Genomic DNA, 14131 nt, shown 5'->3' with positions numbered 1-14131 from the left:
CGGTCGCGTGAGTCGGCTACGACATCAGTTCGACAGGGCCGCGTAGGTCATCCGCCGCCCTGCCCGGCGCCCTGCCCGCCACGTTGTCCGCGGGCCATCGCGGTGGCGCGGATGGCGGGCTTGCAAGCACCGGGACCGGCGAGGCATGCGGTCGAGTCGCCCGCCGAGAAAAAGTCAGTCTTGACTGTTTGTTTCTGCGGCGGCACGCTGTCTCCATGTCCGCATCGACCCGCGTCCCTCAGCAGGAACGCAGCCGCGCCACCCAGGCGCGGCTGCTGGAGGCGACCGTCGAGTGCCTGGTCGAGCACGGCTGGTCCGGCACCACCACCACCGTCGTCGCAGCCCGGGCCGGCGTCTCGCGCGGCGCCCAGCTGCACCACTACCCCACCAAGGCCGCGCTGGTCACGGCCGCCGTCGCCCACCTCGCGGAGCGGCGGGCGGAGGAGCTGCGCACCGAGGCCGAGGCGCTGCCGCCCGGCCCCCAGCGGCTCGACCGGGTGATCGACCTGCTCGGCGCGGCCTTCACCGGCCCGCTCTTCGTCGCCGCCCTCGAACTCTGGGTCGCCGCGCGCACCGACCGGGAGCTGCGCGAGGCCCTGGTGCCGCTGGAGGCCCGGGTCGGCCGCGAGATGCACCGGCTCACCGTCGCGCTGCTCGACGTGGACGAACGCCGTCCGGGCGTACGCGAGGCGGTGCAGGCGACCCTCGACCTGCTCCGCGGGCTCGGGGTGGCCAACCTGCTCAACGACGACTCGTCCCGCCGCGCCGCCCTGCTGCACACCTGGAAGCGCCAGCTCGCCACCCTGCTCACCCCCTGACCGCCCGCCCCGACCGGCCCGCCCTGGCCGCCCGCCCAGCCCCCGGAGGCACCATGGTCGACCTCAAGGACCTGCTCGCGGACCTGGCCGACGAATCCCAGCAGCTCGACGACCTGGTGACCGGCCCGCCGACCGACTGGGAGCGCGCCACGCCGTCCCCGGGCTGGAGCGTCGGGCACCAGATCGCCCACCTCGCCTGGACCGACCACGTCGCACTGCTCGCCGCCACCGACGCCGAGGCGTTCCTCGCCGTCGTGCTCGCCGCCCCCGACCCGGCCCGGCTCGTCGACGTCGGAGTGGCGGAGTTCCTCGCCCCGCCGAGCGGGTTGCTTCCCCGCTGGCGGGCCGGCCGGGCGGCGCTCGCCGACGCGTTGGCACGCGTGCCGGCGGGCGGGAAGCTGCCCTGGTTCGGCACCCGGATGTCGGCCGCCTCGATGGCCACCGCCCGGATCATGGAGACCTGGGCGCACGGCACGGACGTGGCCGACGCGCTCGGCGTGACCCGCCCCGGCACGGCCCGACTGCGGCACGTGGCGCACCTCGGCTTCCGTACCCTCGGCCACAGCTTCGCCGCCCACGGCCGGCCGGTGCCCACGGCGCCGGTGCGGGTCGAGCTGGCGGCGCCGGACGGCGACACCTGGGCGTACGGCCCGGCCGACGCCGCCGACCGGGTCACCGGTCCCGCGCTCGACTTCTGCCTGCTGGTCACCCAGCGGAGGCACCGCGCGGACCTGGCGCTGGCGGCGACCGGCCCGGTCGCCGACGCCTGGCTGGACGTCGCGCAGGCCTTCGCCGGCCCACCGGGTCCCGGCCGCCCGCCGACGGCTCCCGCACCCGACACGGCCGACACGGCCAACGCACCCGGCACGGCCGACACGGCCGACGCGGCCAACACGACCGACGCGGTCCCCGCTGCCGGGGCGGCCGGCTGGACCGGCGTGGCGGGCGGGGTGCCGGCGTGAGCGACGTGCTGCGGGTGGGCAACGCCTCCGGCTTCTACGGTGACCGGTTCACGGCGTGGCAGGAGATGCTCGACGGCGGCGAAGTGGACGTGCTGACCGGCGACTACCTCGCCGAGCTGACCATGCTGATCCTCGGCCGGGACCGGCTGCGCGACCCCTCCCTCGGCTACGCGAAGACCTTCCTCCGCCAGCTGGAGGGCTGCCTCGGCACGGCGCTCGACCGGGGCGTACGGATCGTGACAAACGCCGGCGGGCTGAACCCGGCCGGCCTGGCCGCCGCCATCGGGTCCCTCGCCGACCGGCTCGGCCTGACCGTCCGGGTCGGGTACGTCGAGGGCGACGCCCTCGCCCGCCCGGACGCGCTGACGGCGAACGCCTACCTGGGGGCATACGGCATCGCGGCCTGCCTCGACGGCGGGGCGGACGTGGTGGTCACCGGCCGGGTGACCGACGCGTCACTGGTGGTCGGGCCGGCGATCGCCCGGTTCGGCTGGGGGCGCGACGACCTGGACGCGCTGGCCGGGGCGACCGTCGCCGGTCACCTGGTCGAGTGCGGGGCGCAGGTGACCGGGGGCAACTTCAGCTTCTTCACGGAGCTGCCCGACGGCGGGCGGCGCCCCGGCTTCCCTGTCGCCGAGCTGCACCCCGACGGCTCCTGTGTGATCACGAAGCACCCGGGCACGGGCGGCGCGGTCACCGTGGAGACGGTCACCGCCCAGCTGCTCTACGAGGTCGGCGGCCCGGCCTACCTCGGGTCGGACGTGGTGACCCGGCTGGACACGGTCACCCTGAGCGCCGACGGGCCGGACCGGGTACGGGTGAGCGGCGTCCGGGGTACGCCCCCGCCAGCCACCCTCAAGGTGGGCGTCAACAACCTCGGCGGCTTCCGCAACTCGATGACCTTCGTCCTGTGCGGGCTCGACATCCCCGCCAAGGCGGCCCTGGTGCGGAGCCAGGTCGAGGCGGCGGTCGGCACGGAGGGGCTGGCGTTCACCCTGGCCCGCACCGACCACGCCGACGCGGTCGACACCGAGGCGGCGAGCGCGCTGCTGCACGTACACCTGCGCGACGGCGACAAGGCGCGGGCCGGGCGGGCCTTCTCGGCCGCCGCGGTGGAGCTGGCCCTGGCCTCCTACCCCGGCTGCACGCTGACCACGCTGCCGGGCGACGCGACGCCCTACGGGGTGTTCACCGCCGACGCCGTGCCGCAGGACGCGGTGCCGCACGTCGCGGTGCTCCCCTCCGGCGAGCGGGTGTCGATCCCGCCGCCAGCGCGGACCGCCGGCCCGCCCGACGAGCCGGGATCCCCCGCCGGCCCGCCCGACGGGCCGGCGCCCGACAGACCGACGCCCGACGCAACGGCGTCCGACGGACCGACGCCCGACGCAACGGCGTCCGACGGGACAGCGCCCGACGGGACGGCCCCGGCGGCCGACCGGCCCGTCCGGCGCGCGCCGCTCGGCGAGCTGGTCGGGGCGCGCTCCGGCGACAAGGGCGGCGACGCCAACCTCGGCGTCTGGGCCCGCACCGATGCCACCTGGTCGTGGCTGCGCGGCTGGCTGACCACCGCGCGGCTGCGCGAGCTGCTGCCGGAGACCGCGCCGCTGACCGTGGAGCGGTACGAGCTGCCGAACCTGCGGGCCGTCAACTTCGTCGTCCGGGGCCTGCTCGGGCAGGGGGTGGCGGCCTCCACCCGGTTCGATCCGCAGGCCAAGGCGCTCGGCGAGCTGCTCCGGTCCCGGCTCGTCGACCTGCCGGCGGAACTCACGCCCGGCCCGGACTCCCCGGCCGTAGGCGCGACGCCCCGGGAGGGCCGATGACCATCGTGGACACGCCGGAGCGCCGGCAACTGCGGGAGCTGACCCGGGCCTTCGTCACCCGAGAGGTGCTGCCGCACCTGGACGACTGGGAGCGGGCCGGCGAGATCCCCCGGGAACTGCACGCCACCGCCGCCAAGCTCGGCCTGCTCGGCATCGGCTTCCCGGAATCGGTCGGCGGCAGCGGGGGCGACCTGCTCGACTCGGTCATCGTCACCGAGGAGATCATCCGCTCCGGCGGCTCGTCCGGGCTGATCGCGGCGCTGTTCACCCACGGCATCGCCCTGCCGCACATCGTCGCCTCCGGCGACGCGGAGCTGATCGACCGGTACGTCCGGCCCACGCTGGCCGGCACCATGATCGGCGCGCTGGCGATCACCGAACCGGACGGCGGCTCGGACGTGGCGAGCATCCGCAGCCACGCCCAGCGCGACGGCGACCACTACGTGGTCAACGGGTCGAAGACCTACATCACCAGCGGCGTACGGGCCGACTTCGTGACCACCGCCGTCTGCACCCTGCCGCCGGGCACCGGCGCCCTGACCCTGCTGGTGATCGACAAGGGCACGCCGGGCTTCACGGTCGGGCGTCGGCTGGAGAAGCTCGGCTGGCACTGCTCCGACACCGCCGAGCTGTCCTTCGTCGACGTCCGGGTGCCGGTGGCGAACCGGGTCGGCGCGGAGGACACCGCCTTCCTGGCGATCATGCAGAACTTCGCCGCGGAGCGGCTCTCCCTCGCCACCCAGGCGTACGCCATCGCGCAGCGTTCCGTGGAGCTGGCGGTGCGCTGGTGCCGGGACCGGTCCACGTTCGGCCGCCCCCTGGCGAGCCGGCAACTGATCCGGCACCGGCTGGCCGAGATGCACACCCGCACCGAGGCGGCCCGCGCGTACGTGCACCAGGTGGCGGCCCGGGTGGCGGCGGGCGAGCCGGTGGTGACCGAGGTGGCGATGGCGAAGAACGTCGCGGTGGCCGCCTGCGCCGAGGTGGTCGACCAGGCGCTCCAGTTGCACGGCGGCTACGGCTACCTGCGCGACGCCGAGGTGGAGCGGCACTACCGCGACGCCCGGATCCTCGGCATCGGCGGCGGCACCACCGAGATCATGAACGAGATCATCGCGAAGGGCATGGGCCTATGACGACACTGCGCAGCGCGGTCGACGCGTCCTCGCCGGGGTACCGCGCCAACCGGGAGGCCCTGCTGGAGCGCCTCGCCGAGCTGGACGCCGCCCTCGACCAGGCCCGCGCCGGCGGCGGCGAGAAGTACGTGACCCGGCACCACAAGCGGGGCAAGCTGCTCCCCCGGGAGCGGATCGAACTGCTGCTCGACCCGGACAGCCCGTTCCTGGAACTGTCGCCGGTGGCGGCGTACGGCACCGACTTTCCCGTCGGCGCCAGCGTGGTGACCGGCATCGGCGTCGTCGAGGGCGTCGAGTGCCTCATCGTCGCGAACGATCCGACGGTACGCGGCGGCGCGGTGAACCCGTGGTCGCTGGCGAAGACCCGCCGGGCGGGCGAGATCGCCCTGGCCAACCGCCTGCCGATGGTGAACCTGGTCGAGTCGGCGGGCGCGGACCTGCCCACCCAGGCGGAGATCTTCATCCCGGGCGGGCGGGTGTTCCGCGACCTGACCCGGCTCTCGGCCGCGAAGATCCCCACGGTCAGCGTGGTCTTCGGCAACGCCACCGCCGGGGGCGCGTACGTGCCGGGGATGTCCGACCAGGTGATCATGATCCGGGACCGGTCGCAGGTCTACCTGGCCGGGCCGCCGCTGGTGAAGATGGCCACCGGCGAGGTCACCGACGACGAGTCCCTCGGCGGGGCCGCCATGCACGCGAGCACGTCCGGGCTGGCCGACTTCCTCGCCGAGGACGAGCCCGACGGCATCCGGCTCGCCCGGCAGTGCGTACGCCGGCTGAACCGGCGCAAGCAGGGCCCGCCGCCGCGCAACCCGTTCCCGGCTCCGCCGAAGTACGACCCGGAGGAGCTGCTCGGCATCGCCAGCGCCGACCTGAAGGTGCCGTTCGACCCGCGCGAGGTGCTGGCCCGGGTGCTCGACGGCAGCGAGTTCGACGAGTTCAAGCCGGCCTACGGCACCGCCCTGGTGACCGGCTGGGGCGAGCTGCACGGCTATCCCGTCGGGGTGCTGGCCAACGCGCGGGGCGTGCTGTTCAGCGAGGAGGCGCAGAAGGCGGCCCAGTTCATCCAGCTCGCCAACGCCGCCGACACCCCGCTGATCTTCCTTCAGAACACCACCGGCTACATGGTCGGCACCGAGTACGAGCAGCGCGGCATCATCAAGCACGGCGCCCTGATGATCAACGCGGTGTCGAACTCGACCGTGCCGCACCTGACGGTCAACCTGGGCGCCTCCTACGGCGCCGGCAACTACGGCATGTGCGGGCGGGCGTACGAGCCGAGGTTCCTCTTCACCTGGCCGAACGCCAAATCGGCGGTGATGGGGCCGGCGCAGCTCGCGGGCGTGCTGTCCATCGTGGCCCGGCAGGCCGCCGCCGCCCGGGGCCGGGACTACGACGAGGACTCCGACGCCGCGATGCGGATGATGGTCGAGCAGCAGATCGAGTCGCAGTCCGGCGCGCTCTTCCTCTCCGGCCGGCTCTACGACGACGGGGTGATCGACCCCCGCGACACCCGTACCGTCCTCGGGCTCTGCCTGTCGGCGATCCACACCGGACCAGTCAGGGGCGCCGACGGCTTCGGCGTCTTCCGCATGTGAGCGCGAGGAACGCAGCGAAGCGGAGTCCCGCAGTCGCGAACGAAAGGCAGACTCAGTGATCACGAGACTTCTGGTGGCGAACCGGGGCGAGATCGCCCGCCGGGTCTTCGCCACCTGTCGGACGCTGGGCGTCGAGACGGTGGCCGTGCACTCCGACGCCGACGCCGACGCGCCGTTCGTCGCCGAGGCCGACCAGGCGGTGCGGCTGCCCGGGAACACGCCCGCCGAGACGTACCTGCGGATCGACCTGATCCTCGACGCGGCCCGCCGGGCCGGTGCGGACGCGGTCCACCCCGGCTACGGCTTCCTCGCCGAGAACGCCGAGTTCGCCGCGGCGGTGACCGACGCCGGGCTGACCTGGGTCGGCCCGCCGGCCAAGGCGATCGCCGCGATGGGCGACAAGGTGGCGGCGAAGGCCCTGCTCGCCGAGGCGGGCGTGCCGATGCTGCCCACCTGGACCGACGCCGACGCGATCACCGACTTCCCGGTGCTGGTGAAGGCGTCCGCCGGCGGCGGCGGGCGCGGCATGCGGATCGTCCGCGACGCCGCCGACCTCGCCGAGGCCGTCGCCTCCGCGCGCCGCGAGGCGGCTGCGGCGTTCGGCGACGGCACGGTCTTCGTCGAGCGGTACGTCGAGCGCGGCCGGCACGTCGAGGTCCAGATCTTCGGCGACACGCACGGTACGGTGGCCGCCCTGGGCGTGCGCGAGTGCTCGATCCAGCGCCGGCATCAGAAGATCGTCGAGGAGGCCCCCGGGGTCCTTCCCGCCGAGGTCCGGGAACGGCTGCACGAGGCGGCGGTGGCCGCCGGCCGGGCGGTCGACTACGTGGGCGCCGGCACGGTCGAGTTCCTGCTCGCGCCCGACGGGGAGATCTACTTCCTGGAGATGAACACCCGCCTCCAGGTCGAGCACCCGGTCACCGAACTCTGCACCGGGCTGGACCTGGTCCGGCTGCAACTGATGGTCGCCGAGGGCCAGCCCCTGCCGGAGAACGCCATTGACCCGAACTGGATGCGTGGCTACGCGATCGAGGTGCGGCTCTGCGCCGAGGACCCGGCGCAGGGCTGGCTTCCCGCCACCGGCACCCTCCACCGGTTCGCGGTCCCCGGGGTGGCGCGGGAGTTCGGCAACCTCCGGGCGATCGGCCTGCGGCTGGACTCCGGCGTGGTGGACGGCTCGACCGTCGGGGTGCACTACGACTCGATGCTGGCGAAGGTGATCGCCTGGGGCCAGACCCGCGCCGAGGCGATCCGGCTGCTGGCCGACGCGCTGACCCGGGCCGAGCTGCACGGGGTGACCACCAACCGGGACCTGCTGGTCCGCATCCTGCGCAGCCGCGAGTTCGGCGCCGTGGAGATCGACACCGGTTTCCTGGACCGGCACGGGGAGGTCTTCGCCCCGCTGCTGCCCACCGACCAGCTCCCCCTGGTGGCCCTGGCCGCCGCGCTGGCCACCGCCGCCGCCCGCCGCGCCGCCGCGCCGGTGCTCGCCGGCCTCCCATCGGGCTGGCGCAACGTGCCCGCCTTCCCGCAGGTCACCCGCTACGCGGGACCGGACGGCGAGATCGAGGTCCGCTACCGGCTGGACCGCTCGGGCGGCCTCGCCGAGTGGTCGGCCTCGCCGGGCGCCGGCTCCACCGCCCGCACCGACGGTTTGGCCCCGGACGGAGCGGCCCCGGCCAGCGGGTCGTCGTCGGACAAGGCGGCCCCGGCAGGCGGGCCGACGCCCGTGGTGAGCCTTGTCCAGGCCACCCCGGACCGGGTGGTGCTCGACGTCGACGGGGTGCGGCGGGCGTACCGCGTACACCGGGTGTCCTCGGAGGTCTTCGTGGACGGCCCGGACGGGGCAGCGAGCCTGACCGAGCTGCCGCGCTTCCCCGAGCCCACGGCGGAGCTGGCGGCCGGGTCGCTGGTCGCGCCGCTGCCCGGCGCGGTGACCCGGGTGCACGTCGAGGTCGGTCAGCGGGTGGCGGCCGGCGACCTGCTGCTGACCCTCGAAGCGATGAAGCTGGAACATCCCGTGCTCGCCCCGGCCGACGGCGTGGTCGCCGAGCTTCCGGTCGCGGCCGGCGGGCAGGTCGACACGGGCGCCGTGCTGGCCGTGGTCAACCCCGAGTGATCCTGGAGGCCCCCCGATGAACTTCGACCTCACCCCCGAGCAGGACCAGCTCCGCGACGCCGTGCGCGCCCTGGGCCGCCGGTACGGCCACGAATACTTCGTCGCCAAGGCGAGATCCGGCGAGCACACCACCGAGCTGTGGGACGAGGCCGGCCGGCTGGGCTACCTCGGGGTCAACATCCCCACCGAGTACGGCGGCGGCGGGGGCGGGATCACCGAGCTGGCCATCGTCTGCGAGGAGCTGGCGGCGGCCGGCTGCCCGCTGCTGCTGCTGGTGGTCTCCCCCGCCATCGCGGCCACGGTGATCGCCCGGCACGGCACCGAGGAGCAGCGCAAGCGCTTCCTGCCCGGTTTCGCGGACGGCTCGCTGAAAGTGGTCTTCGCGATCACCGAGCCGGAGGCCGGCTCCAACTTCCACCGGCTCGGCACGGTGGCCCGCCGCGACGGCGACGACTGGCTGCTCTCCGGTCGCAAGTGCTACATCTCGGGCGTCGACGAGGCGTCGTACGTGCTGGTCGTCGCCCGCGTCGCTGTCGAAGACGGCCAGGCCGGCACAGGGGATGCCACGCCGCAGAAACTAAAGCCGGCGCTGTTCATCGTGCCGACCGACGCGCCGGGGCTGACCCGCTCCAAGCTGGACATGGAGATCGTCTCCCCGGAGAACCAGTTCCTGCTCTACCTCGACGACGTGCGGCTGCCCGCCGACGCGCTGGTCGGCGAGTCGCTGGACGCCGGCCTGCCGGCGCTCTTCGCCGGGCTCAACCCGGAGCGGATCACGGTCGCCGCGATGGGCGCCGGCACCGGCCGGTACGCGATCGAGCGGGCCAGCGAGTACACCGCCACCCGCAAGGTCTGGGGCGGCCGGACCATCGGCTCCCACCAGGGCGTGGCCCACCCGCTCGCGCACGCCGCCGTGCAGGTCGAACTGGCCCGCCTGATGATCCACAAGGCGGCCACCCTCTATGACGCGGGCCGCGACCTGGAGGCCGGAGTCTCCGGCAACATGGCCAAGTACGCCGCCGGGGAGGCCGCCGCGCTGGCGGTCGACACGGCCGTCCAGGTGCTCGGCGGGGCCGGCATGACCACCGAGTACGGCGTGGCCACGCTCCTCGGCGCGGTGCGCGCCGGCCGGATCGCCCCGGTCAGCCGCGAGATGATCCTCAACTTCGTCGCCCAGCACGTCCTCGGTCAGGACAAGTCCTACTGACTCCGGCTCGCCCCGTGTCAGGTACGGGATCCACCCGTTGAGGCAGGCTCTGACGGCGGGGAGCACCGCTCATCGTGGATGGGCGGTGTGGGTCTTCAGTGCTCGGCGCCAATGATGGTCAGGAAGGGTGGTTCCCAGGGCATCGTCGAGCCATCGGCTGGCTGGTTGGCTGAGAAGCGGCAGGGCTGCGGCGAAGTCGATCTCATCCTTGGCCAGTTGGTTTGCCGGCTTCGCCTTGTAGTGAAGCTGGACCTCTGGAGCAAGGTACGGCCAGCCATCGCGGGTGCGTCGACCGAGGCGGTCGACAGGAAGTGTCACCGCCGGGTGGCGTCGCGAGTGCCAATGCTGCCCTTCGGCGTTGTCGATCATGAACTGGATCCGCCAGGGCGAGGTGGGACCTTCTCGGCACCAGATGTCGTGGACGTGTTCGGGAAGCAGCTCCCCCTCTCTCCAGGGACGCAGCTGCCCGGGCGGATCGGCGGCTTGGATGTCCCAGCCGGGTAGGACGTGGTGGACCATCCACTGATCACGTCGAAGGATCAGGACATCGATGTCACCGTGGGGGCGAAGACTGCGGCCGGCGAACAGTTCGATCGCGTAGCCGCCGGCGATCCACCACGGCTGTCGGACGTCGCTGCGGCGGAACCGGTCCACGACTTGTCGAGGAGTCTCCGGCTCCCATCTTCCGAGATCGCTCATCGGTCCATCGTTCCACTCAGCAGGGCTGACGCAGCGGGCCATGTTCCGTCCTGCAACCCTGGCCGGGCGACGGAGCTGTCCGGTAGCCGGGTGCAGCCGGTGACCACACTCGACATCGTCGCTCAGGCGTCGGACCTGCCGCCCTTGATGTCCTGGACGAAGCTGGCCCACTGGCCGCCGGTGAAGGACGACACCTCCGCGTGAGCGCCCGCCCCGGTGATCAGGACGCCATGGACCTCAAAGCAGCCGGATGACGTCCATAGGATCCTGATCACCCGCCCCGCGCCCCGGCGCGACTGGGCGGCGGCCGGCAGGTCAGCCGCGACGGCATCCGGCCGATGGCGTAGTGCTAGCGCAGGACGTTGGCGATGTGGCCGCCGGCCTGGATGCTGGGGGCCTGGAACGAGGAGACGACAGCGTTCCACGGCTCGGGATGGGGGCCGGACGGCGGATTCGGCTTCGGGATGCGGATCTGCCACGCCAGGCTGTTGCCGCACCAGTCGCCGTCGAGGTGGTCGCCGTGGATGGTGGCGGCGATCGGCTTTCCGGCGATGGCGACGCCGGATGCGGTGGCTGCCGTCGGCTCGTGCCAGGTTCCGGCGACGTTCGAGGTGGCCCGGACGGCGCCGTCGTGGCCGGCGAACATGACGATGGCCGGGCCGCCGGCGAACTGGGCCGCGGCGAGGTGCGCCCCGGCCGGTGCGGTCCCGGCACCGGCGACGGCGACCGGTTGCCACGGGTCCGGTATCGGGCCGCCGGTCAGCCTCACCTGCCAGATCCGTCCGTCGAGCCCGGTGACGAACCCGGCGAGGGCGGAGATGGCGGCGAGCCCGCCACCGGGTGTGGCGAAGTTCGGCGGGCTGGCCGGTGCCGTCGTCCAGGTGCCGGTGCTGTTCGACCGGACCACGCGGAGTGCGCCGTCGGTGCCGACGAACGCCACTCCGGGAGTGGTCCCGGGGATCGCGGCGACAACCGCGCCGGGTGGGGCGATGCCGGCGACGGTGATCGGCCGCGGCCCGACCGGCGCGCTGCTCAGGTATGACCTGTTGAAGACCGCGCCGTTGCGGCCGACGAAGAAGACGTCCAGGCCGGCGGCGGCTGTCGGGGCCCCGGGTGGGGCCAGGCCGGAGGGGCCGTCGATGGTGACGGCGGGGCCGGGGCCGAGCGGCAGGGTCCGCGACATGACGAGACCGCCGTTCAGGCCGATCGCGAACGCGGTGACGCTGCCGGATGCGGGCCGGATGGTGGCGATGCCGGCCCCGGGCGGCGCGACGTGCTCACCGTGCACCAGGGCTGGTGCGCCGCCGGTGGACTTGTAGAGGCCGTAGCCCGTGCCGATCGTGTACGCCTCGACCTGGCTGTCGGCGTACGCCGGTGGGGTGCCGATCGGCGCGGCCGCGAGGATCAGCGCGGCGCCCATCGCGACTGCGGCGCGTCGATGTCCGGCGCGGATCTGGATCATGCGTGCCCCCTGCGGGTGATGGAACCGGTAGGGACAGAGTCGCCGCAGGACCACAAATCGCATAGGGATTCGTCGATCGATTTCGGGTGTCGGCATTTTCGGCACGACGATGAGGATCCTCAGCCGCGTCGCCGAGCCAGCCCATGTCGACCACGACCTGCCGCGGTTCCTCCTCGCTCGGGCATCTCCTGCGCGCGCTGTCGCGGGGCGGGGTGCGGCGGGCGCCCGATCGCCCGCCGCACCCCGGGTCCTCAGCGGACGGTCAGCGAGCCGACCGCCGGCAGCGGGGCGACCACCGGCGGGAGCCGCTTCGGCTCACCCCGCCCGGGGGCGCCCTCGGCGGCCAGCACGCCCTTCGACGCCTCCGCCCGCCGGGTCGCCTCCGGCTCGGCCGGCAGCTCGGCGAACGGCTGGACGTCGCCCACACAGACCTTGCCGTTGGCCGGCAGCGCCCCGCGCAGCAGGTACGCGTCGACGGCGCCGGTCACGCAGGCCGACGTCCCGTACGCGGTGTGCCCCCAGCTGTCGCTGCTGAGCAGGCGGCTGTTCGGCAGCAGCCGGGCCGAGCTGACCGCGCCCCGGTAGTTGGTCGCCGGGTCCCAGTAGTTGCCCAGCACCAGCACCGGCGCGGCGGTCCGCCGGTTGAACGGGCCGGTGTAGGCGTCCTCGTCCCGCACGGTCCAAGTCTTGCGGGCGCACGGCGAGGTGCCCCACGTCCACAGCCGACCGAAGTACGGGTCGCGCTTGTCGGCGTTGGCGGCCAGCGCCGGGAACGAGCCGGCGTCCTTCGGGTGGTACGCGTCGGTGCAGTCCACGCCGAGGAAGGTCTCCAACCCGTTCTCGTACGGGAAGTCGTACCGTCGGGCCTGCTCGCGGGCCTTGGCGGCCTGGCGGGTCACGTCGGCCGTCGCCGGGCGGCGGGCGGCCGGCGACGACGCCGGGTCGGTGAGCACCAGCAGGGCGGCGGTGAGGTCGACGACCTCGGCGTAGCCCGTCGGGCCGTAGAGCATGCTGAGGTTGGCGGCGACGAAGTCGGCGTACGTGATGGTGACCGGGCCGAGGTCGGGGTCCTCGATGACCACCGGCTTGGCCCGCAGCCGCTTCGCGACCAGGTCGAACGACGCGACAGGATCGCCCTCGGCCAGCGCACACGCCTCCGCGCCGGCCTTGTCGCAGCGCACCAGGATCTCCCGCAGCGCCTTGTACGCGCCCTGTGCGCTGCGCATCCGGTCCTCCTGGGACAGGTTGCGCGCCCTGCCCTGGCCGACCCACTCGTTCGGGTTGAGCACGCCGTCGATCACCAGGGCGCGGACCCGGTCCGGGAACATGTTGGCGTAGTACTGGCCGAGGATGCTGCCGTAGCTGAAGCCGAGGAAGGTGAGCTTCCGGTCACCCACGGCACGGCGCAGCACGTCCATGTCGCGGGCGACCTCGGCGGTCGACATCGCGCCGGTGAGCGGCTTGCCCGTGGTGGAGCAGCCCTTGCCGACGGCCTTCGAGGAGGCCACGTAGGCCTTCTCCTCGGCCTTCGTCCACGGGAACGCCACGTTCAGCCCGGCGTACGCCCGGGTCTGCTCCTTGACGGAGGGGAAGCATCTGACCTGCTGGCTGGCGGCGACGCCGCGCGGGTCGACGCCGACGATGTCGAAGCGGTCCAGCACCTCGTCACCGAGGAAGTACGGCGCGGCGAGCGCGACGTCGGTGCCGGAGCCGCCGGGGCCGCCCGGGTTGACGAAGAGGCTGCCGATCTTCCGCTGCTGGTCGCGGGCCTTGACGCGCAGCACGGCGACCTCGGTCGTCGGGCCGTTCGGCTTGTCGTAGTCGCGGGGCAGCCGGACGGTGGCGCACTCGGCGTAGCCGTAGCAGGCGTACCAGTCCAGCGCGGGCGTGGGCACCCGGTCGACCCGGCGGGCCTCCTGTGGGCTGGTCCGGTCGGAGGTGACCGGACGGTCCCCGCCGGCGGGGGACGGTGCGGCGGCGGCGGGTGCGACCGCGGCGCCGGCGAGGAGGACGCCGGCGATTCCCGCGGCGGCGAGGGACCGGTTTCGTCGTGGCATGTGGACGCCTTCCGGTGGGCGACAGGACGGTCGAGCGTGGCTCGACCTCCGTCACTCTAGGAACGGCGGACCAGGATTACCGGCCGGCGAACGGCCGCATATCCGACAAACCGCTGATCGATGTAACGAATTGTTCACCGTCGACGCTTTTGGCGGCGGCCAGGCGCAGTGGCCCGGTGTCAGCCCGCGCGCCGGCTCACTGATGCCGGCCATCCACACCGGCGGTCATCCGGTGCCGGCGACCCGGTTGACA

Annotated in this window: 9 protein-coding genes and 1 pseudogene; 7 read left to right on the top strand and 3 right to left on the bottom strand. The window is 73.7% G+C overall.

All coding sequences use genetic code 11. The features are described 5' to 3' along the window. The first annotated feature begins 215 nt into the window (after nt 1-215). From ABZ573_RS25465 to ABZ573_RS25435, 7 genes and pseudogenes are all read left to right on the top strand, one after another. Nucleotides 216-818 (top strand): TetR/AcrR family transcriptional regulator, encoded by a 603-nt coding sequence (locus tag ABZ573_RS25465; RefSeq protein ID WP_327029854.1) that lies wholly within the window; start codon nt 216-218, stop codon nt 816-818. Nucleotides 819-871: 53 nt separating this feature from the next. Further along, nucleotides 872-1654: pseudogene (locus ABZ573_RS25460) on the top strand (TIGR03084 family metal-binding protein); the annotation flags it as partial. A gap of 122 nt (nt 1655-1776) precedes the next feature. Continuing rightward, complete coding sequence (locus tag ABZ573_RS25455) at nt 1777-3600, top strand: acyclic terpene utilization AtuA family protein (RefSeq protein ID WP_358121472.1); 1824 nt, start codon at nt 1777-1779, stop codon at nt 3598-3600. Next, a complete protein-coding gene (locus ABZ573_RS25450) occupies nt 3597-4736 on the top strand; it encodes an acyl-CoA dehydrogenase family protein (RefSeq protein WP_327029856.1) in 1140 nt (379 codons plus the stop codon). The genes ABZ573_RS25455 and ABZ573_RS25450 overlap by 4 nt, the downstream gene beginning before the upstream one ends. Continuing rightward, nucleotides 4733-6334 (top strand): carboxyl transferase domain-containing protein, encoded by a 1602-nt coding sequence (locus tag ABZ573_RS25445; RefSeq protein ID WP_358121470.1) that lies wholly within the window; start codon nt 4733-4735, stop codon nt 6332-6334. Before ABZ573_RS25450 ends, ABZ573_RS25445 begins: the two co-directional genes overlap by 4 nt. A 55-nt stretch (nt 6335-6389) precedes the next feature. Beyond that, complete coding sequence (locus tag ABZ573_RS25440; protein ID WP_358121468.1) at nt 6390-8453, top strand: biotin carboxylase N-terminal domain-containing protein; 2064 nt, start codon at nt 6390-6392, stop codon at nt 8451-8453. A gap of 16 nt (nt 8454-8469) precedes the next feature. Next, on the top strand, nt 8470-9660 hold the full coding sequence (locus tag ABZ573_RS25435; protein ID WP_327029859.1) for an acyl-CoA dehydrogenase: 1191 nt from the start codon (nt 8470-8472) through the stop codon (nt 9658-9660). Between the two features lie 69 nt (nt 9661-9729). Here ABZ573_RS25435 and ABZ573_RS25430 read toward each other — a convergent pair whose 3' ends face one another. From ABZ573_RS25430 to ABZ573_RS25420, 3 genes are all read right to left on the bottom strand, one after another. Further along, entirely contained in the window at nt 9730-10359 is a 630-nt protein-coding gene (locus ABZ573_RS25430) for a hypothetical protein (protein WP_358121466.1), read from the bottom strand. A gap of 349 nt (nt 10360-10708) precedes the next feature. Then, nucleotides 10709-11821, bottom strand: coding sequence for a hypothetical protein (locus ABZ573_RS25425; RefSeq protein WP_358121464.1), 1113 nt, complete (start codon nt 11819-11821; stop codon nt 10709-10711). A gap of 251 nt (nt 11822-12072) precedes the next feature. Beyond that, nucleotides 12073-13878: an alpha/beta hydrolase gene (locus ABZ573_RS25420; RefSeq protein ID WP_358121462.1), complete on the bottom strand. Its 1806-nt coding sequence runs from the start codon at nt 13876-13878 to the stop codon at nt 12073-12075. Between the last annotated feature and the right edge of the window lie 253 nt (nt 13879-14131).

It is taken from the genome of Micromonospora sp. NPDC007220 (assembly GCF_040634035.1).
Taxonomy (GTDB): Bacteria; Actinomycetota; Actinomycetes; order Mycobacteriales; family Micromonosporaceae; genus Micromonospora; species Micromonospora reichwaldensis.
Note: the sequence above shows the minus strand (reverse complement) of the source record. Positions and strands in the feature narration are given on the sequence as shown.

Excerpts from the sequence above, each read along its gene's own strand:
- ABZ573_RS25450 (WP_327029856.1), top strand. The coding sequence starts at position 3,597 with ATGACCATCGTGGACACGCCGGAGCGCCGGCAACTGCGGGAGCTGACC.
- ABZ573_RS25420 (WP_358121462.1), bottom strand. The coding sequence starts at position 13,878 with ATGCCACGACGAAACCGGTCCCTCGCCGCCGCGGGAATCGCCGGCGTC.
- ABZ573_RS25425 (WP_358121464.1), bottom strand. The coding sequence starts at position 11,821 with ATGATCCAGATCCGCGCCGGACATCGACGCGCCGCAGTCGCGATGGGC.
- ABZ573_RS25430 (WP_358121466.1), bottom strand. The coding sequence starts at position 10,359 with ATGAGCGATCTCGGAAGATGGGAGCCGGAGACTCCTCGACAAGTCGTG.
- ABZ573_RS25445 (WP_358121470.1), top strand. The coding sequence starts at position 4,733 with ATGACGACACTGCGCAGCGCGGTCGACGCGTCCTCGCCGGGGTACCGC.
- ABZ573_RS25465 (WP_327029854.1), top strand. The coding sequence starts at position 216 with ATGTCCGCATCGACCCGCGTCCCTCAGCAGGAACGCAGCCGCGCCACC.
- ABZ573_RS25435 (WP_327029859.1), top strand. The coding sequence starts at position 8,470 with ATGAACTTCGACCTCACCCCCGAGCAGGACCAGCTCCGCGACGCCGTG.